At 70.6% G+C, this 18,722-nt stretch carries 15 protein-coding genes; 2 read left to right on the top strand and 13 right to left on the bottom strand.

All coding sequences use genetic code 11. The features are described 5' to 3' along the window. Positions 1-16 precede the first annotated feature (16 nt). The gene (locus tag SMA5143A_RS19825) at positions 17-2,251 is read right to left on the bottom strand and encodes an MMPL family transporter (RefSeq protein WP_107464232.1); all 2,235 of its coding nucleotides are present in this window, start codon (positions 2,249-2,251) and stop codon (positions 17-19) included. Positions 2,252-2,566: 315 nt separating this feature from the next. Between SMA5143A_RS19825 and SMA5143A_RS19820 the strand changes: the two genes are divergently transcribed. Next, the gene (locus SMA5143A_RS19820; RefSeq protein ID WP_146193919.1) at positions 2,567-3,844 is read left to right on the top strand and encodes an acyltransferase family protein; all 1,278 of its coding nucleotides are present in this window, start codon (positions 2,567-2,569) and stop codon (positions 3,842-3,844) included. A gap of 77 nt (positions 3,845-3,921) precedes the next feature. On the opposite strand, the gene SMA5143A_RS19815 is transcribed toward SMA5143A_RS19820, so the two are convergent. After that, positions 3,922-5,559, bottom strand: coding sequence for a serine hydrolase domain-containing protein (locus SMA5143A_RS19815; protein ID WP_258193625.1), 1,638 nt, complete (start codon positions 5,557-5,559; stop codon positions 3,922-3,924). 191 nt (positions 5,560-5,750) lie between these two features. Continuing rightward, the gene (locus SMA5143A_RS19810) at positions 5,751-6,503 is read right to left on the bottom strand and encodes a TetR/AcrR family transcriptional regulator (RefSeq protein ID WP_107464230.1); all 753 of its coding nucleotides are present in this window, start codon (positions 6,501-6,503) and stop codon (positions 5,751-5,753) included. A 244-nt stretch (positions 6,504-6,747) separates the two neighbouring features. On the opposite strand from SMA5143A_RS19810, the gene SMA5143A_RS19805 reads away from it, so the two are divergent. Continuing rightward, a complete protein-coding gene (locus SMA5143A_RS19805) occupies positions 6,748-8,286 on the top strand; it encodes an MFS transporter (protein ID WP_107464229.1) in 1,539 nt (512 codons plus the stop codon). A 151-nt stretch (positions 8,287-8,437) separates the two neighbouring features. Here the strand turns inward: SMA5143A_RS19805 and SMA5143A_RS19800 are convergent, their stop codons facing one another. From SMA5143A_RS19800 to SMA5143A_RS19755, 10 genes are all read right to left on the bottom strand, one after another. Continuing rightward, complete coding sequence (locus tag SMA5143A_RS19800) at positions 8,438-9,652, bottom strand: acetylornithine transaminase (protein WP_107464228.1); 1,215 nt, start codon at positions 9,650-9,652, stop codon at positions 8,438-8,440. Continuing rightward, entirely contained in the window at positions 9,649-10,596 is a 948-nt protein-coding gene (gene argB / locus SMA5143A_RS19795; RefSeq protein WP_107464258.1) for an acetylglutamate kinase, read from the bottom strand. Before argB ends, SMA5143A_RS19800 begins: the two co-directional genes overlap by 4 nt. A gap of 59 nt (positions 10,597-10,655) precedes the next feature. Further along, a complete protein-coding gene (gene argJ, locus SMA5143A_RS19790) occupies positions 10,656-11,807 on the bottom strand; it encodes a bifunctional glutamate N-acetyltransferase/amino-acid acetyltransferase ArgJ (RefSeq protein WP_107464227.1) in 1,152 nt (383 codons plus the stop codon). After that, positions 11,804-12,832: an N-acetyl-gamma-glutamyl-phosphate reductase gene (gene argC, locus SMA5143A_RS19785; RefSeq protein ID WP_107464226.1), complete on the bottom strand. Its 1,029-nt coding sequence runs from the start codon at positions 12,830-12,832 to the stop codon at positions 11,804-11,806. Before argC ends, argJ begins: the two co-directional genes overlap by 4 nt. 194 nt (positions 12,833-13,026) lie before the next feature. After that, positions 13,027-13,524 carry an AAA family ATPase gene (locus SMA5143A_RS19780; protein WP_055541637.1) on the bottom strand — a complete coding sequence of 166 codons (498 nt, stop codon included), beginning with the start codon at positions 13,522-13,524 and terminating at the stop codon, positions 13,027-13,029. A gap of 250 nt (positions 13,525-13,774) precedes the next feature. Further along, positions 13,775-15,004 (bottom strand): cytochrome P450 family protein, encoded by a 1,230-nt coding sequence (locus SMA5143A_RS19775; protein WP_181361937.1) that lies wholly within the window; start codon positions 15,002-15,004, stop codon positions 13,775-13,777. Between the two features lie 384 nt (positions 15,005-15,388). After that, positions 15,389-16,282 carry a dimethylarginine dimethylaminohydrolase family protein gene (locus tag SMA5143A_RS19770; RefSeq protein ID WP_258193624.1) on the bottom strand — a complete coding sequence of 298 codons (894 nt, stop codon included), beginning with the start codon at positions 16,280-16,282 and terminating at the stop codon, positions 15,389-15,391. Continuing rightward, positions 16,279-16,494, bottom strand: a complete 216-nt coding sequence (locus SMA5143A_RS19765) for an MbtH family protein (protein ID WP_055516485.1) — start codon at positions 16,492-16,494, stop codon at positions 16,279-16,281. Before SMA5143A_RS19765 ends, SMA5143A_RS19770 begins: the two co-directional genes overlap by 4 nt. A gap of 111 nt (positions 16,495-16,605) precedes the next feature. Then, positions 16,606-17,919, bottom strand: a complete 1,314-nt coding sequence (locus tag SMA5143A_RS19760; protein ID WP_107464223.1) for a lysine N(6)-hydroxylase/L-ornithine N(5)-oxygenase family protein — start codon at positions 17,917-17,919, stop codon at positions 16,606-16,608. An 83-nt stretch (positions 17,920-18,002) separates the two neighbouring features. After that, positions 18,003-18,698: an FMN-binding negative transcriptional regulator gene (locus SMA5143A_RS19755; RefSeq protein ID WP_055538566.1), complete on the bottom strand. Its 696-nt coding sequence runs from the start codon at positions 18,696-18,698 to the stop codon at positions 18,003-18,005. Between the last annotated feature and the right edge of the window lie 24 nt (positions 18,699-18,722).

Raw genomic sequence — 18,722 nt, 5'->3', positions numbered from 1 at the left:
GCCGTCGTTCGGTGGGTCAGTCCACGAGGGACGGTTCGCGCCGGCGCTGGTGCGGGACCGCCCCGCGCCGGCCGGTGGCGAGCTTGGCGCCCTCGACGTCCATGTCGGGCAGGACGGCGTCCAGCCAGCGGGGCAGCCACCAGGCGGAGCGGCCGAGGAGGGCGAGGACGGCGGGCACGATGGCCATCCGGACGACGAAGGCGTCGAAGAGGACGGCGACGGCGAGACCGAAGCCGATCATCTTGACGAAGTCGTTGGCGTCGAGGATGAAGCCGGAGAAGACGCTCGCCATGATGATCGCGGCGGCGGCGACCACCCGGCCGCCGTGCCGGAAGCCGGTGACGACCGCCTCGCCGGGGTGCTCGCCGTGGACGTAGGCCTCACGCATCCGGGTGACGAGGAAGACCTCGTAGTCCATGGCGAGACCGAAGACGACGCCGATCATGAAGATCGGCATGGTGCTCATGATCGGTCCGGGCTGGTCGATGCCGAAGACGTCCTTGAGCCAGCCCCACTGGAAGACGGCCACGACGGCGCCGAGTGCCGCGGTCACCGACAGCAGGAACCCGAGGGCCGCCTTCAGCGGCACCAGGACCGAGCGGAAGACGAGGACGAGCAGGACGAAGGCGAGTCCGACGACGAGGCCCAGGTACGGGACCATCGCGTCGTCGAGGGTCTCGGAGAAGTCGATGAACAGGGCGGTCTGGCCGGTGACCAGGACGGTCGCGCCGATCTCCTTCTCGAATCCGCCGGCGGCGGCGCGCAGGGAGTGGACCAGCTTCTCGGTCTTCGCGTCGGTCGGGCCGGTCGTCGGGATGACGTTGACCATCGCCGTGTCGCCCGCCTTGTTGACGGTGGCGGGGCTGACGGAGGCGACACCGGGCCGGCCGGCGAGGTCCTTGCCGACGCGGTCGGCGGCGGCCTTGGCGTCCTTGGCCTCGACGGTCAGCAGCAGCGGGCCGTTGAAGCCGGCGCCGAAGGAGTCCGACAGCATGTCGTACGCCTTGCGCTGGGTGGTGTCCTCGGCCATGGTGCCCTCGCCGGGCAGCCCCAGCTCCAGGCTCGCCGCCGGGACGGCGAGGGCGCCGAGGCCGATGACGCCGAGGAGCAGGACGGCGACCGGGTGGCGCAGCACCCAGCCGGCCCAGCGGGAGCCGAGGTTGGGTTTGGCCTTGGCGGCGCGCTTGGCGGCCTTGCGCTGCTGGCGGGCGCTGAGCGGCTTGCCGGAGATCTTCTTGCGCTCGCGGCGGGGCAGTGACTTGAAGGGGGCGTAGCCGAGGAGCGCCGGGACGAAGGTGATGGCGATGAGGACGGCGACGGCGACCGTGCCGGCCGCGGCGAGGCCCATCTTGGTGAGCATCGGGATGTTGACGACGGCGAGGCCGGCGAGGGCGACGATGACGGTCAGGCCCGCGAAGACGACGGCGGATCCCGCGGTGCCGATGGCGCGTCCGGCGGCCTCCTCGCGGTCCCGGCCCTCCAGCATCTCGGAGCGGTAGCGGGAGATGATGAACAGGGCGTAGTCGATGCCGACGGCCAGGCCGATCATCAGGGCCAGGGTGGAGGTCGTGCTGGACAGGCCGAGGGTGGAGCCGAGCGCCGTGATGCCGCAGATGCCGACGCCGACACCGATGACGGCGGTCAGCAGGGACATGCCGGCGGCGACCATCGAGCCGAAGGTCAGCAGCAGGACGACGGCGGAGACCAGGATGCCGAGGGACTCGGCGTTGTTCTTGGCGGCCTCCACGGCGACGGCGTCACCGCCCGCCTCGACGGTCAGTCCGCTCTTGCGGGCGTCGGCCGTGGCCTCGGTGAGGGCGTCCTTGGCCTTGTCGGTCAGTTCGGTGGCGGCGACCTCGTAGAGGACGGTCGCGTAGGCGGTGGTGCCGTCCTTGCTGACGGCTCCCGCCTGGTAGGGGTCGGCGACGCCCTTGACCAGGGGCGCCTCGGCGAGGTCGGCGAGGAGCTGCTCGACCTTGGCCTTCTGGGCGGGGTCGGAGACCTTGCCCTCGGGTGCGCGGACGACCACGCGGGCGGTGGCGCCGTCCGCGCTCGCGTCCGGGAAGCGCTCCTTGAGCAGGTCGAAGGCCTTCTGCGACTCGGTGCCCGGCATCGAGAAGGTGTCGGCGGGCGGCGCGGGCGCGGCGGAGGCGGCATAGCCCACGCCGACCAGGATCAGCAGCCACAACAGTGTTGTCCGGCCTCGCCGTCGGAAGGCGAGTCGGCCCAGTTTGTAGAGGAACGTAGCCACGGCGAAGGGGACTCCCGTCGGGTTCGCTGGGTGGGGGGTCGGAAACTCCGAAACTCCGAAAACTCGGCCACCTTAACAAACCGCGTGAGCGGTTTGGTCATTTCAAGGAAGTGCACGGATCGGACACTTGAACATCCGCCGCGTTTCGAGCAGTTGGGTTCAGCCGCAGATGGCCAGGCCAGAGCATCCGGGCGAGGTCCCGGCCGGAGCGGAGGGCGAACGACCACTTTTCGCCAATCTGGAAAACCGCGTGAGCGGTTTGTTAGCGTCCCGGCCAACGTCAGCACCGCCCTACCGAACGAGAGGCCCTTCGCCGTGACCACTTCCCTGGACAGACCTCGGCCGGCACCGCCGGTCAGCGCCGTGCCCGGCGCCAAGGAGTCCCCCGTACGGGCCGAGCGGACCTTCGAGCCCGCGGTCGACGGCCTGCGCGCGATCGCGACACTGATGGTGCTCGTCGCGCACCTCGCCCAGTGGACCGGAGCGCTCATCGACAAGACCGGCAAGCCGGGGCCCTTTGCCCCGGTGATGACGGGCTTCCTGGTGGCGATCCCGATCTTCCTGATCATCAGCGGCTATCTGCTCTACCGCCCCTGGGCCGACGCCGCGCTCGGCGGCCGCAAGGCACCGAACACGCTGCACTACTACTGGCACCGCGTCCTGCGGATCTTCCCGGCGTACTGGCTGTTCATGGTCACCGCGCTGGTGGTGTTCAACCGGGAGCAGCTCGGCGACGTGTGGCGCACGGTGCGGCTGCTGACCGTGCAGCACGTGCAGAACTGGGCGGACCTGCGCACCGATCCGGGCATGACCAACTGGGCGCAGACCTGGAGCCTCGCCACCGAGGTGCACTACTACATCGCGCTGCCCGTGGCGGCGTTCGTGCTGCACCGGGCGTTGAAGGCGACCAAGAGCCTGAAGCTGGCGGGGGCGTTGCTCACCGCGGTGATCGTCGCCGACTTCACCTGGCTCGTCGCCACCAGCCCGTCGAGCCCGCTGGGCCCGCCGTCACTGTGGTGGCTGCGCGGCTACCTCGGGTTCCTGGCGGCGGGGATGCTGCTCGCGCTGGTCGCCGCGAAGGCGCGTACCGGGCAGCGGCTGGCGTTCGTGGAGTTCGTCCGGAACAACCCGTGGGCCTTCTGGGGCGCGGCGGCCGTGGCGTTCGCCGTGTCCAACACGGACTGGGCGGGCAGCATCGCGTCGATCGTGCTCACGAAGGAGGAGGCCGCGCTCAAGTACGTCTGCCACATGGTGGTCGCGGTGGGGCTGGCGGCGCCGTTGCTGCTGGCGCAGGGCAGCGGGCCGGAGCGGTTGCTCTCCCGGCCGACGCTCGTGTGGCTCGGGCGGAACTCCTGCGGGATGTTCCTGTGGCACCTGATCATCATGCAGGTCACCGTCTGGTACCTGCTCGACAGCGACTTCGGGCAGCTGGGGACGGGGGCGTTCTTCGCTCTGCTGCCGTTCGTGCTGGCGCTGTCGGTGCTGGCCGGCTGGCTGTCGTACACGTTCGTCGAGATGCCGCTGCTGAGGCGGTTCCGCATCCGGTCGCACCGGCCGATCGCGGAACCGGAGAAGCGAACGGCCGGCGTGTGAGCGTGCGCCACGACGTCGGGCGCCGGTCCCACGGGGGGACCGGCGCTCGCGTGTCACAACCCGGCGCTCCCGGGCCCTCACGCCGTCTTCGGGGCCGCCCGCATGCCGATGTACGCGCACTTCGTGCCGTCGTCGAGGGTGGAGAAGACCACCGGCATCCAGTCCTCGGCGAAGGAGGCGCCGCCGCCCGCGCCGGCGAAGACCGTGTCGGAGAGGGGGACGAGTTCCATCTCGAGGTCCGGGGAGTAGCCGGCCATGCCGTCGACGAAGGCGTACACCAGGTGCGGCCTGCCGTCCCGCTCGGAGACGGTGATCAGGACGCCCTCACGCTTGTAGGTGCCGGCCCACGGCGTGATGTCCACGGCGGGCGGCTGCTCGGCGGGGGCGAACGGCGCCGGCATGGTCACACCGGCGAGGTCGGCGAGGAGTTCACGCAGGAGGTCGGCGTACAGCAGACGGGAGCCGCCGCCGTTGGTGAGGAGGGCGACGGCGACACCGGCGCCGGGCACCACCCGGAGGTAGGCGTACTGGCCGATGGAGGCGCCGTCGTGACCGAAGCCGGGCACGCCGTCCCAGTCGTAGAGGGTCCAGCCGAGACCCCAGCCGTCGGCGCTCACCGTCCACTTGTCGGGCACGTCCGTCTCGCGCTGCTGCATCGCGGCGACCGAGTCGGGGCCGAGGACCGTTGTGCCGTCGGCCGCCTTGCCGCCGTCGAGGTGCAGCTTGGCGAAGCGGACGAGGTCACCGGCGGTGGCGCAGACACGGGCGGCGGGGCCGGCGGCGCGCGGCATCAGGTCCCAGGCCGGGGCGAGCGTCTGCTCACCGTCCGGCCCGGCGAGATGTCCCATCGCCGCGCGGAACGGCAGGACCTCCTCGGGGAGCGTCATGGTGTGGGTGAGGCCGAGCGGGGTGAGCAGCCGGTCCTTGAGGGCCTGGTCCCAGGTCGTGCCGGTCAGCACCTCCACGATGCGGCCGAGCACCACGTACCCGATGCCGCTGTACGACACGGCCGTGCCCGGCGGGCAGTCCATCGCCACGCCCTTGGCGGCCTCGACGTACTTGGCGAGGCTGTCGTCTCCGCGCCCGGTGTCGAGGTGGAAGTCGCAGGTCAGGCCGCTGGTGTGGGACAGCAGCATCCGGGTGGTGATGACCTTGGTGGCCTCGGGGTCGATGGTGGCGAACTCCGGGAGCACGGAGACGACGGGCGCGTCCAGGTCGAGGTCGCCGGACTCGACGAGCTGCATGATCAGGGCGGCCGTGTAGACCTTGGCGATCGAGCCGAGCTGGAAGACGGAGTCGGTGGTGGCCTCCACGCCGGTCTGCCGGTTGAGGACGCCGCTGGCCAGCTCCCGCACCTCGTCGTCGACCACGAAGGCGAGGGTCGCGCCGGGCACGTCGTGCTCCTCGCGCAGGTCGTCGAGGCGGCGCTGCCAGTGGCCGAGATCGACACGGCGGCCGGTGGCCAGCTCGATCTCGTCGGCGACGGCGGCCGGGGCCTCGGTGGTGGTCACGGGGGCCGCCGCGGGCCGCGGGTCGGGCTCGGGCGCCGGATGCGGCCTGCCGAAGGTGTCCTGCGGGGCGTCCCAGGAGCCGGAGGCGCCCTCCATCCGCCAGGTGCCGGTCAGCCCCCAGCTGTCGCTGGCCTCCCAGCTGCCGGTCGCCCTCCAGGTGCGGAGGTCGTTCCACTTCGAGCCCTGCTGCGCCTTCTTCGACATGGCGTGTCCTTCGGAGGGTTGGTTAGCGATGGCCTTGCCCCGACCACACGTTGTGCGGTGTGATGAACACTGTACGGAGTGCGCACACTGTGCGCAAGCCCGTACAGCGTTCATAATCAGCCAAGGAAAAACCGCCCACGGCCGGGGTGAACGCCGTGGACGGTTCGCGGAACGCGCGGGTCGGGGACCGGTCAGCCGGTCCCGGCCCCCTCCCGGGAGCCCTGGTCCAGGCGGGATTGGAGGCCGTCCAGAACCCAGTCGAGGCCGTAGCCGAAGTTGTCCACGAGGACCTCGGACGAGCGGCCGCCTTCCTGCGCGGTGTAGCGCCGGCGGAGGTGCGGATAGTCGCGGGTGGCCTGTTCGACGGCCGGCCACACCTTGCGCGTCCAGTCCTCCTGGCTCTGCCCGCTGCGGGCCAGCATGGTGAGCCAGGCGGCCTCGCTCGTGGTCATGCCGATCACATAGGCGAAGAGGATCCGCACCACATGGTCGGCCTGCTCCAGATCGAAGCCCGCCTCCTCCAGCATGGCGAGCATGCCCTCCGTGAGCCGCATCGAGTTCGGCCCCAGGGAGACACCCACCTCGCCCAGCATCGGGGCGATCCAGGGGTGGCGCAAGATCGTCGAACGAACACTGTGGGCACAGGCCGACGCCGCCGCCCGCCAGTCCTTCGCCGCGTCCGGACCGGGCACCTCCATCTCGCCGTAGACATGGTCCACGACCAGCTCGATCAGCTCGTCCTTGCTCGCCACGTGCGAGTACATCGAGGTCGCGCCCGCGTTCAGCCGGGTGCCGAGGCGGCGCATGCTCAGCGCCGCGGCACCCTCCTCGTCCAGCAGCCGCACCGCCTCGGCCACGATGACCTCCCGGCTCAGCGCGGGCTGCTCGCGCTTCTGGCGGCGTGGGCGGGTCCACACCGACTGGATCACCTGGTTCTCGGACATGCGGCCTCCTCGTCTTTCCCGGGCTTCAGGGTAACGGCATCTGGAAACACCGTACGGAGCTTGCGAACACTGTACGCTCATCGTACGGTGTTCGACGAGCGCACGCCGTACGGACACCGACGGCCCGAAGCGGCGACTCGAAGACGTTCGGCGCGGGCGGCGCGAAACCGACTGGATAACAAACCGCGTTGCTGGTTTTATTGAGGTCCGGAGCAGCCCCACACTCTGTTCGAAAGGTTTCGTCATGGAAGTCGACGTCACGGAGCGTCATCCACGCCGCTGGCTGATCCTGATCGTGTTGTGCCTCAGCACGCTGGTGCTGGTCATCGACAACATGGTGCTGACGGTGGCGGTCCCACCGATCGCCGAGGACCTCAAGGCGAGCGCCCAGGACATCCAGTGGATCCTGGAGTCGTACATGCTGGTCTTCGCCGGTCTGCTGCTGACCGCGGGGAGCCTGTCCGACCGGTACGGCCGCCGCAAGGTCATGATCATCGGCCTGACGGTGTTCGGGGCCGCCTCCGTGCTGGCCACCTGGGCCGGCAGCGCGGAGATGCTGATCTTCGCCCGTGTGCTGATGGGTATCGGCGGCGCTCTGCTGATGCCGAGCACCCTGTCCATCCTCATCACGGTCTTCGACGAGGACGAGCGGCCCAAGGCGATCGGCGCGTGGAGCGCGGTGGCCATGATCGGGCTGGTCGGCGGGCCCGTGTTCGGCGGTGTCCTCATCGCCCACTTCTGGTGGGGCGCCGTCTTCCTCATCAACATCCCGATCGCGGCGCTCGCCATCGTCTCGGCGCTGGTGCTGATGCCGGAGTCCAAGGGGCCCTGGCGCAAGCCGGACCCGGTCGGCACGGTGCTGTCCGTCGTCGGTATGACAGCCCTGGTCTGGGCGATCAACGAGTGGCCGAAGGACGGCATCACCCATCCCGCCACGCTGACGGCGGCCGTGGTGGCCGTGGTCGCGCTGGTCTCCTTCGGGATCTGGGAGACCCGGATCCCCGAGCCGATGATGCCCGTGGCGCTGTTCCGGAACCGGGTGTTCACCGGGTCGAGCTTCTCGCTGGTCCTGCTGACGTTCGCCAACGGCGGTCTGATGCTGGTGCTCACGCAGTACCTCCAGTTCGTGCTGGGCTACTCGCCCACGAAGACCGGCCTCGCCTTCATGCCCGCGGCCGTCGCCTCGCTCGTCTTCAACGGGGTCGGCGCCGCGCTCGCCAAGAAGATCGGCAACCGGGCGCTCGCCGTCTCCGGTCTGCTGGTCATCGCCGGCGGGTTCGCCACCCTGTCGACGCTGTCCCCCGGGGACGGCTTCGGGACGCTGTCGGTGGCGATGGTGCTGATGGGCGCGGGCGCGGGTCTCGCGATGCCGGCGGCGATCGCGGCGCTCATGGGGGCGGTTCCCCAGGAGCACGCGGGTGTCGGCTCCGCCCTCAACGACACCATCCAGCAGGCGGGTGCGGCGTTCGGTGTGGCGGTGCTGGGTGCGGTGCTGTCCAGCACGTACACCTCCGAGATGCCGCAGTCCGCGCCGGCCGCCGCGCGGGAGACGATCGGCGAGGGGCTCGCCGTGGCCGCGCGGACGAACGACGCGGGGCTCGTCTCGACCGTCCACGAGGCGTTCACCGACGCGGTGTCCAGCAGCTTCACGGTGGGTGCGGCGGGGGTCGTGGGTGCGGCCGTGCTGGCGCTGTTCCTGATGAAGGGGGCGGGCAAGGGGGAGGCGCCCCCGGCGGGTGACGCGGGCGAGGAGAAGGAGCCGGAGGTGGTGGGGGTTCACTGAGGCGGTGTGATCGTGACGACGGCGGGCTCCACGGGGGTATTCCCGTGGAGCCCGCCGTCGTCTTTGGGGGGTTTGCGCCTTTGAGCTCGGGAGGTTCTGAGCGTGGGCGACCGCGCGTCATTCGTGGCTTGTCGCGCCGTTCCCCGCGCCCCTAGCTCGGCACAGACCGCGTTTCGTCCAAGATGGACGGGAGTTGGTGTACGAAGTGGTCCGCGTCTTCCTCCGTCAGGATCAGTGGGGGTGCCAGGCGGATCACGTTCGGGGTTGCCGCGTTGACCAGGAAGCCCGCCTGTTGGGCCTTCTGCTGGACGTCCGCGGCCCTTGGTTCCCGCAGGGCGATGCCCAGCAGCAGGCCCGTGCCGCGTACTTCGGTCACCCAGGGGTGTGCCAGGGCCTCGATGCCCGTACGCAGCCTCTCCCCCACCCGCTTCACCTGGGCCAGCAGGTTCTCGCTCTCGATGGTCTCCAGGACCGCCAGGGCCGCCGCGCAGACGATCGGGTTGCCGCTGAACGTGGAGCCGTGGGTGCCGGGGGTGAGGAGGTCGGCCGCGGAGCCGAACGCGAGGGTCGCGCCGATCGGGAGGCCGCCGCCGAGCCCCTTGGCCAGGGTGACGACGTCCGCCTCGACTCCCTCGGCCTGGGCGGCGAACCAGTGGCCGGTACGGCCGATGCCGGTCTGCACCTCGTCGAGGACGAGGAGGGTGCCGGTGGCCTCGGTGATCTCACGGGCCGCCGTCAGATAGCCGGGGGGCGGGACGATCACGCCGTTCTCGCCCTGGATCGGCTCCAGGATCAGCACCGCGGTGTCCCGGGTGACCGTGGCGCGCAGGGCGTCCACGTCGCCGTACGGGACATGGTCGACCGGGCCGGGGAGCGGGGCGAAGGGGTTGCGTTTGGCCGGCTGGCCGGTGAGGGAGAGAGCGCCCATGGTGCGGCCGTGGAAGCCTCCGGCGGCGGCGACCATGTGGGGGCGGCCCGTGAGCCGGCCCATCTTGAAGGCGGCCTCGTTGGCCTCGGCGCCGGAGTTGGAGAAGTACACGCGGCCCGCACGGCCGGAGAGTTCGAGGAGGCGCTCGGCGAGGGCGACCGTCGGCTCGGCCACGAAGAAGTTGGAGATGTGGCCGAGACCGGCCGCCTGCTCGGTGAGGGCGCTGAGGATCGCCGGGTGCGCGTGGCCGAGGGAGTTGACCGCGATCCCGGCCAGCAGATCCAGGTACTCCCGTCCGTCCGCGTCCCAGACGCGGGTGCCCTTGCCGCGCACCAGCGGCAGTCGCGGGGTGCCGAAGTTGTCCATCATGGCGCCCCGCCAGCGGCGGGTGAGGTCGCCGGGTGTGCCGGGTGCGGTACCGGTCGTATCGCCGCTCATGCGGCCGCCTCCATTCGGGCCGTGGCTGCCATGGACTCGGTCTCGTCGGGCACGACCATCGTGCCGATGCCCTCGTTGGTGAAGATCTCCAGCAGGATCGAGTGCTTGACCCGGCCGTCGATGACGCGGGCGGTGCGCACCCCGTTGCTGACGGCGTGCAGGCAGCCCTCCATCTTGGGGATCATGCCGCTGGCCAGGCCGGGCAGCAGATCGCGCAGTTCGCTCGCGCTGAGCCTCGGGATGACCTCCTCGCTGTGCGGCCAGTCCGCGTACAGGCCCTCGACGTCGGTGAGGATGAGCAGCATCTCGGCGCCGAGCGCGGCGGCGAGGGCGGCGGCCGCGGTGTCCGCGTTGACGTTGAAGACGCCGCCCTCGGCCGCGTCCTTGGCGTCGGAGCTGCGGGCGATGGAGGAGATGACCGGGATGCGGCCGTTGTCGATCAGGGCCTGGACGACCCCGGCGTCCACGGTGGCGACCTCGCCCACGCGGCCGATGTCGACCGGTTTGCCGTCGACGTCGGCGTAGCACTTCACGGCGGTCATCAGCCGGGCGTCCTCGCCGGTCATGCCGACGGCGTGCGGTCCGTGCTCGTTGAGGAGGCCGACGAGTTCGCGCTGGACCTGGCCGGCGAGGACCATGCGGACGACGTCCATGGTCTCGTCGGTGGTGACCCTGAGGCCGCCGGTGAAGTGGGACTTCAGACCGAGGCGTTCGAGCTGGGCGCTGATCTGCGGGCCGCCGCCGTGCACGACGACGGGGTTCAGGCCGGCGTGCCGCAGGAACAGGATGTCCTGCGCGAAGGCCGCCTTGAGGGACTGGTCGACCATGGCGTTGCCGCCGAACTTGATGACGATGGTCTTGCCCCGGTGGCGGGCCATCCAGGGCAGTGCCTCGACCAGGGCGTGGGCCTTGGGCAGCGCCTTCTGTCTGCGGTCGGCGGCCATGCCGGTGGGGGTGAGAGGGCTGTCGGGTCCGGCGTCGGCGCCGGTTCCTATGGGTGAGGTCACGACGAGTACTCGCTGTTCTCGTGGACGTACTGGGCTGTCAGGTCGTTGGCCCAGATCACGGCGGACTCGGTGCCGGCGGCGAGGTCGGCGGTGATGCGGACCTCGCGGCCGCTCATGTCGACCAGCGAGCGGTCCTCGCCGACCGAGCCGCCCTTGCAGACCCAGACGTCGTTGATGGCGACGTTCAGGCGGTCCGGGTCGAAGACGGCGGAGGTGGTGCCGATCGCGGACAGCACCCGGCCCCAGTTGGGGTCCTCGCCGTGGAGGGCGCACTTGAGGAGGTTGTTGCGGGCGATGGTGCGGCCCACCTCGACGGCGTCGGTCTCGCTGTCGGCGCCGGTCACCTCGATGCGGATGTCCTTGCTCGCGCCCTCGGCGTCGCCGATCAGCTGCCGGGCGAGGTCGGCGCAGACGGCGCGTACCGCCTCGGCGAACTCCTCCTCGGCGGGGGCGACTTCGGCGGCGCCCGAGGCGAGGAGCAGGACGGTGTCGTTGGTGGACATGCAGCCGTCGGAGTCGACGCGGTCGAAGGTGGTCCGGGTGGCGTCGCGAAGTGCCTTCCCCAGCACGGCACTTGGCAGGTCGGCGTCGGTGGTGATCACGGCCAGCATGGTGGCGAGGCCGGGGGCGAGCATGCCGGCGCCCTTGGCCATGCCGCCGACGGTCCAGCCGTCGCCCTGGTACACGGCTGTCTTGTGCACGGTGTCGGTGGTCTTGATGGCGATGGCGGCCTTCTCGCCGCTGTGCTCGGACAGCTGCCCGGCGGCCGTCTCCAGGCCCGTGAGCAGCCTGTCCATCGGCAGCCGTACGCCGATGAGGCCGGTCGAGGCGACCGCGATCTCCTCGACGCCGCGGCCGAGCAGCTCCGCGGCCCGCTGGGCGGTGGTGATCGTGTCCTGGTAGCCCTCGGCGCCCGTGCAGGCGTTGGCGCCGCCGGAGTTGAGGACGACCGCGGACACATGGCCGTCGGCGAGGGCCTCGCGGGACCACTGGACGGGGGCGGCCTGGACGCGGTTGGAGGTGAAGACGCCGGCGGCGGCCGACCGCGGCCCGTTGTTGACCACGAGGGCGAGGTCCGGATTGCCGTTCTGTTTGATTCCGGCGGCGACGCCCGCCGCCGTGAAACCTTTCGCTGCGGTGACGCTCATGGTGCGACTCCGATCGTGGAAAGCCCCAGGTCCTCGGGGAGCCCGAGGGCGATGTTCATGCTCTGGACGGCACCCCCCGCGGTGCCCTTGGTGAGGTTGTCGATGGCGCTGATCGCGATGATCCGGCCGGCCGAGGTGTCGAGGGCGACCTGGATCTGTGCGGCGTTCGACCCGTACACGGCGGCGGTGGCGGGCCACTGCCCCTCGGGCAGCAGCCGGACGAACGGTTCGTCGTGCAGTGCCTTCTCGTACGCGGCGCGTACGTCGTCGGCGGTGGTCCCGGGCTTCGCCTTCGCGCTGCACGTGGCGAGGATGCCGCGGGGCATGGGCGCCAGGGTCGGGGTGAAGGAGACGGAGACCGGCTCCCCCGCGGCGGCGCTCAGGTTCTGCATCATTTCAGGGGTGTGCCGGTGTTCACCACCCACGCCGTACGGGCTCATCGACCCCATGACCTCGGAGCCGAGGAGGTGCGGCTTGGCCGCCTTGCCCGCGCCGGAGGTCCCCGACGCGGCGACGACGACGGCCTCGGGTTCGGCGAGAGAGGCGGCGTACGCGGGGAAGAGGGCGAGGGAGACGGCGGTCGGGTAGCAGCCCGGTACCGCGATCCGGTTCGTGCTCCGCAGCAGCTCGCGCCCGCCGGGGAGTTCGGGCAGGCCGTAGGGCCAGGTGCCGGCGTGCGGGGAGCCGTAGAAGCGTTCCCAGTCGCCGGAGCTGCGCAGCCGGAAGTCGGCGCCGCAGTCCACGACCAACACGTCGCGGCCCAGTTCGTGGGCGACGGCCGCCGACTGGCCGTGCGGCAGGGCGAGGAACACGACGTCGTGGCCCCTCAGCACCTCGGTGGTCGTCGGTTCCAACACGCGGTCCGCCAGGGGCGGCAGATGAGGCTGGAGTCCGCCCAGCGGCTGCCCGGCGTTCGCGTTCCCCGTCAGGGCGCCGATCTCCACCTCCGGGTGCCCGATCAGCAGGCGGAGAAGCTCACCTCCCGCATATCCGCTCGCTCCGGCTACGGCTGCTCGCACTGTCATGACCCCTCCCGGATTGGCATGGGTTGCCGTTGTAACCGGGGTCGGAGCACCCCAACAAGGCGTTCAGTCATGTTCATGACAATGATGCGGAGCTGTTCCTCCCCGGCCGCGCACAGCGAACGGGGCGGCGGCGCCGACACGGCACCACCGCCCCGCTGACCAGGCGTTCAAGGATTCCACGGAAGACCGCGGGCTCAGCTCACCAGCCGCATCGGCCCTCCGTACACCGCCTCCACATGCCCGAACCCCTCCCCCGGCAGGCCGGGCGTCGCGTCGACCGTCTCCGCGTACTGGAGGCGTACGACGTCGTCGGGGACACGGCGTTCCGGCGGGCGCCGGGCGTTGCGCTCCAGACAGGTCTCCAGCGGCGTGGTCATGATCAGCGCGGCCGCCGGGACCCGGTGCCGGCCGGCGATGTCGAGCAGTTTCGCCCGCACCACCCGGTCGGGACCGTCTGCGTCGACGACCGTCGTCAGCCGGCGCGCCAGCCGCGCCTCCAGCACCTCGCCCAGGACGTGGACCGCCTCGTCCGTGGCGTCCTCGTCGATCGGGTCGTCGCAGATCCGCTCCCGGAACTCGTCCAGCTCCAGCACCGCGCTCGGCGGCCAGGCTCCGGCGAGCGCGCTCTTCCCACTGCCCGCCGCGCCCAGCAGCACGATCAGAACCGGGTCGGGCAGAACGGCGTCGGCCATGGCTCGTCTCCTCTCGGATCTGGTGGACGAGCCGGGTGCGTACCGCCGAGGAGCCCGTACATGACCGAACGGCCCGCTCCGGGCGGGCCGTTGATCAGGGTGTTCGAGAAGTACGGGAATCGTGTACGGGGATCTGTACGGGGATGTCCAAGGGATGTGAACCCGGCCCCCACGTCTGTCCGTCAAGGATCGACCAGGGGTGGGTGTTCAGTCCATGGCTGCCGGAGAAGAGGGCCCTGACCCCTCAGGGTCAGAGGCGCACCGGGAGCGACACCAGGTGGATGCCGTCGCCCGGCATCGCCACGTACTCCAGCGCCTCGCGGTCCACGGCGAGGGTCAGGCCGTCGTTGCGGACGAAGAGGGTCTCCAGGACCACCTCGGCCTGGAGACGGGCGAGGGCGGCACCGATGCAGAAGTGCGGACCGTGACCGAAGGCCATGTGGCCGACGCCGCGGCCGAGTTCACGGCCGATGTCGAGCTTGTCGGCGCCGCCGGGGAACTCGCGCGGGTCGTGGTTCACACCGACCAGCGCCGCCGTGACCACCTCGCCCTGCTTGACCGGCATACCGCCCAGCTCCAGGTCCTCGGTGGCGTACATGGGGGCGCCGATCGGGACGGGTGTGGTGAAGCGGAGGAGCTCCGGGACCGCGCGGCCGGCGAGCAGCTCGGGCTCCTCGCGCAGCCGGGCGAGCTGGTCGGGGTGGTCGAGCAGGGCGAGGATCGCGTCGGCGATGAAGTGGGCGGGCGGCATGATGCCCGTGTTGATCAGCAGCAGGAAGATCGCGACGATCTCGGTCTCACCGAAGTCGCCCTCCTCCCGGCTCACCCGGATCAGCTCGGAGATCAGGTCGTCCGAGAGGGCGGCCGTGCGCTCCTCGATGAGCTTCTTGCAGTGCTCGACCATGCCCTTGAGGGCCGGGATGAACCGCTCCGGGTCGCCCGAGATGTAGTCGCGGATCCACGCGCAGATCTGCGGCTGGTCGGCCGCGTCGACGCCGATGAGTTCGCAGACGCCGAAGCCGGCGAGGGGATGGCTGAGGTCCTCCAGGAGGTCGGCCTCGCCCTTGGCGGCCATCGCCGTGTAGAGGTCGTGGGTGATCTTCTCGATCTTCGGGCGCAGGGCGTTGATACGGCGGGCCGTGAAGGCGCGGGTGATCAGGGTGCGCATCCGGGTGTGGTCCTCGCCGTCGGCCAGGACGAGGATGCCGAGGTAGTCGCGGTACTCCGCGGGCAGCCCGTACGCCTCGATCATCTGGTCGGCGATGCTCGGGCCGTCCTCGCCGGGGAGTTTGCGGTTGTCCCGCACGAAGCGGGGGTCCGTGAGGGCGGCCTTGGCGTCCTCGTAGCGGGTCAGCAGCCAGACCGGGGTCTCGACGTCCGGGAGGGTCACCCGGACGAGGGGGGCCTGCTCGCGGAGGCTGGTGAAGCCGCCGGGGGTGCTGACGAACTTCGAGGTCAGGCTGAGGACTTCCTGGGACATGGGGTCTCCGTCCGTGGCTCCGGGCTGGCTGGCGTTGGCTTGAAACATACCGGGACAGCGGTATGTTTCCTACGGCGTTCAACTGCTCGGGGGGCGCGGTTGTGGGGGCATGGGGAAGGGCCGCGCGGCGGGGGTTCGCCTGCGCGGCCCTTCTTGGGGTGGGTTCGTGGTTCGCGGGAGAGCTCGGGGGGGTGGGTGCGTTGGCGGCTGCGGGTGAGTGGGGGTTGTTCGCGCAGTTCCCCGCGCCCCTGAAAAGCACGGGCTGCGCCCGCTGCTTTTCATATGAAGGAAGGGCCGCAGGCCCGTTCCTTCAGGGGCGCGGGGAACTGCGCGAGAAACCACGACGCACCCGCACCCGCCGACGAACCGCGCACCCCCGAGCCACTAGGCGCCCGGCCCCAACTCCAGCGTGCAGGACTTGACTCCTCCGTCTCCCCTCACCAGCTCCGACAGATCCAGCAGCAGAGGCCGGAACCCCCGCTCCCGCAGCGCCGGCCCCACCGCTTCCGCCGTTTCCGGCAGGACCACGTGGAGGCCGTCGCTGACCGCGCCCAGCGCCAGCGACGCCGCGGCCGGCTCGTCGACCAGGAGCGCGTCGGGGAAGAGGCCGGCCAGCACGTCCCGGCTGACCTCGGTGAACGCCTCCGGGTGGTACATCACCTCGTCGCCGTCCAGGACGGCCAGCGCGGTGTCGAGGTGCTGGAAGCGGGGGTCCGCCAGCTCCAGGCTGATCAGCGGGCGCCGGAAGAAGTCCAGGGCCTCGCGGTGGGCCTCGGGGGCGCTCCCCACCTGGCGGCCGGCGAGGATCCAGCGGTCGGTGACCAGGACGTCCCGCGCGCCCTCGTTGGCGTGCACGGCACCCCGTACGTCCGTGAAGCCGTGCGTGCGGAACCAGTCCAGGTACGCCGGTTCACCCGCCGGACCGCCCCGGCGCGCCCCCAGCACCCGGCCGTCCACGACCGCCGCGGTCGCCGCCGCGCGGACCGCGTCGGGGAGCCCCGGCAGCGGGCCGATCAGCCGGACGTCGTGGCCGAGCGAGAGGTAGAGGCTGTAGAGGCGGCCCCACTGCGTCAGGGCCCGCCGGGAGGTCAGGGGCGCGGAGGACCGGTCGGTCCAGGGACGGTCGGCCTCCACCGCGTCGAACGGGTACGGCTGGCACATCAGGTATCGGCGGCGGGTCGCGGTGCGCTCCCCACGGCGGTACGCCGGCCGGAGGGGGGTCCGGCGGCGCACCGCCGCGCGAGGGCGGGCGAGGACACCCTCGCGGCGGGCGCTCATGCGCCGGCCATCGCCTCGCGGAGGCTCTTGGGTCGCAGGTCGGTCCAGTGCCGCTCGATGTAGTCGAGGCAGTCCTGGCGGCCGGCGTCGCCGAACACCACCCGCCAGCCCGCCGGGACCTGGGTGAAGGTCGGCCACAGCGAGTGCTGCTCCTCGTCGTTGACGAGGACGTGGAAGGTGCCGTTGGCGTCGTCGAACGGGTTGGTGCTCATGACGGGGTCACTCCTTCTCGGGGTGCGTCGATCGGTGTGTGGTCGAAACGGTCGGTGCTGACGGAGCCACGGCCCCGGGCCTGACGGGGCCGCGGTCCCGGGGCGGTCGTGTCAGACGGTCGTGTGCTGGCGTGACGCCAGGTCGATGGCGATGGCGTCGGCGATCTCGCCGCTGCGGATGGCGATGTTGGACAGCAGCGAGGAGGCGAGGCCGTGGGTGTGCTCGGTGCCGCCCTGGAGGTAGATGCCGACGTTCAGCTCGGGCTCGGTGACGAGGCGGTAGTCGCGCTCGACCCTGAGGCGGCCCTCGTCGTCGCGGAGGCAGTACGGCGCCAGGTCACCCAGGAGGGCGGTCGGATCCATGGAGTCGTAGCCGGTGGCGAAGACGATCGCGTCGACGTCGAGGTCGTACACCGAGTCGTCGCGCACGGAGTGCATGGTGAGCCTGGCCCCGTCGGCCCTCTGGTCGACCCGCTGGACGCGGGACAGGTTGAGCAGATGGAGGCGCTTGATCCGGGCCACCTCGTCGTCGTAGGCGCGCTGGTAGAGGTCGCGGATGACCTCGTCGTCGGCGACGCCGTAGTTGGTGTTGCGGTGGTAGCGCCAGAACGACTCGCGGGTGCGGTCGGTGCCGCCGTAGTAGTCGTCGACGGCGTCGGCGTCGAAGATGCGGTTGGCGTAGGGGGTGTCGTCGGCGATCGAGTAGCCGTACGACGGCATGATCGCGTAGACCTCGGCGTCCGGGATCGTGTCGTAGACGAACCGGGTGATCTCGGCGGCGCTCTGGCCGGCGCCGACGACGGCGAACCGGCGGACCCGGCTCGGGTCGAGGGTGTTGAAGCGGCCGAGGAACTCGGAGCTGTGCCAGACGCGTTCGCCGCGGTCGACTCCGTCGGGCATCTTCGGGACCAGGCCGGTGGAGATGACGAGGTTGCGGGCCTCGACGAGGCGGGTGCCGCCGCGCGGGCCGTTGTCCTTCACCTCGACGCGGACGGTGTCGACAGGGCCGCCGGCGTGTCCGTCGGGCAGGTGGACCGCGTTCACCTCGGAGTTGTAGGTGACACGGTCCGAGAAACTGGACTCGGCCCATTCGAGATAGTCGTGGAATTCGTTCCGGGTGGGGAAGAAGTTCTGGTTGTTCACGAACTGCGCGAGACGGCCCGCGGCGTGCAGATAGGCGATGAAGCTCCACTGGGAGGCGGGGTTGCGGAAGGTCGCCAGATCCTTCAGGAAGGAAATCTGCATCTTGGTGTCGGGAAGCAGCATGTTGCGGTGCCAGCCGAGGGACGGCTGCTTCTCGAAGAAGGCCGCGGTGAGCTGCTTCTCGTCCTTTCCGCGCTGCTCCTCCAGTGCGATGGCGAGCGAGAGGTTGGCCGGTCCGAAACCTATTCCCACGACCTCGTACGCTTCGGTGTTCGCTTCCATGAATTCTCCCGCAAGTGGTGTGCTGGAAAGGTACGTTGCGCCTTTTTGGAGCGTCAACGGCGGTACAGGGTGGACAGTTGAACTCAGTGGTGGACCGGGCAGCCCTTGATGGTGCCGGTCTTCTCCATGCGGTCCATGAGTTCGGCCGTCTCGCGGTACTGGCTGGAGTCGCGCAGGGCGAAGTCCTCGCGGACCCGCTCGCGGATCTCCTCGTCCTGTTCCTGGCTGAGCTTGAACATGCCCTCGGCGCCGGTGATCTCGACGCGGAAGGCGCCCACCGCGGGCAGGATCGTCGCGAAGTAGTCGATGGAGCGGGACATGTCCCAGGCCTTGGCGGCGCCGAAGTCGCGCTCGTAGGCCTTGACGGTGTCCTTGCAGACCTCCAGGGAGTCCTCACCGGGGGCGGCGGCCTCGATCTTCTCGAAGACACCGTGGACGTGGACGGAGGTGAAGTCCCAGGTGGGCGCGGCCGGGGTGATGTCGTAGACCGTCGGCGACACATAGGCGTGCGGCCCGGTGAAGGTGATGAGGACGGGCGTGCCGTTCTCCAGGGCCGTCCAGTGCGGGTTCTCCCGGTTCATATGGCCGATGAGGCGGCCGCCGGCCAGGTTCTCGGTCCATGCGCCGGTCCACTCCGGGTCGCGGATCACGGGGAGGTGGGTGGCGTACGGGTCGGCGTCGGCGGGGCCGTTGGACACCAGCAGGGCGAAGGGGTTGAGGCGGATCAGCTCGGTCATCCACGAGCCGTCCGGCTCCCGGTACGGATCGGGAACGAACATTCGGACCTACCAATTCTCGGCGCG

The organism is Streptomyces sp. MA5143a (genome assembly GCF_900290235.1).
Lineage (GTDB): Bacteria > Actinomycetota > Actinomycetes > Streptomycetales > Streptomycetaceae > Streptomyces.
The sequence above is the reverse complement of the archived record's forward strand: the minus strand, read 5'-3'. Positions and strand labels throughout refer to the sequence as shown.

Bases quoted from the DNA above. Each gene is read 5' to 3' on its own strand.
- SMA5143A_RS19815 (WP_258193625.1), bottom strand. From the start codon at position 5,559: ATGTCGAAGAAGGCGCAGCAGGGCTCGAAGTGGAACGACCTCCGCACC.
- SMA5143A_RS19810 (WP_107464230.1), bottom strand. From the start codon at position 6,503: ATGTCCGAGAACCAGGTGATCCAGTCGGTGTGGACCCGCCCACGCCGC.
- SMA5143A_RS19805 (WP_107464229.1), top strand. From the start codon at position 6,748: ATGGAAGTCGACGTCACGGAGCGTCATCCACGCCGCTGGCTGATCCTG.
- SMA5143A_RS19800 (WP_107464228.1), bottom strand. From the start codon at position 9,652: ATGAGCGGCGATACGACCGGTACCGCACCCGGCACACCCGGCGACCTC.
- argB (WP_107464258.1), bottom strand. From the start codon at position 10,596: ATGGCCGCCGACCGCAGACAGAAGGCGCTGCCCAAGGCCCACGCCCTG.
- argJ (WP_107464227.1), bottom strand. From the start codon at position 11,807: ATGAGCGTCACCGCAGCGAAAGGTTTCACGGCGGCGGGCGTCGCCGCC.
- argC (WP_107464226.1), bottom strand. From the start codon at position 12,832: ATGACAGTGCGAGCAGCCGTAGCCGGAGCGAGCGGATATGCGGGAGGT.
- SMA5143A_RS19780 (WP_055541637.1), bottom strand. From the start codon at position 13,524: ATGGCCGACGCCGTTCTGCCCGACCCGGTTCTGATCGTGCTGCTGGGC.
- SMA5143A_RS19775 (WP_181361937.1), bottom strand. From the start codon at position 15,004: ATGTCCCAGGAAGTCCTCAGCCTGACCTCGAAGTTCGTCAGCACCCCC.
- SMA5143A_RS19770 (WP_258193624.1), bottom strand. From the start codon at position 16,282: ATGAGCGCCCGCCGCGAGGGTGTCCTCGCCCGCCCTCGCGCGGCGGTG.
- SMA5143A_RS19765 (WP_055516485.1), bottom strand. From the start codon at position 16,494: ATGAGCACCAACCCGTTCGACGACGCCAACGGCACCTTCCACGTCCTC.
- SMA5143A_RS19760 (WP_107464223.1), bottom strand. From the start codon at position 17,919: ATGGAAGCGAACACCGAAGCGTACGAGGTCGTGGGAATAGGTTTCGGA.
- SMA5143A_RS19755 (WP_055538566.1), bottom strand. From the start codon at position 18,698: ATGTTCGTTCCCGATCCGTACCGGGAGCCGGACGGCTCGTGGATGACC.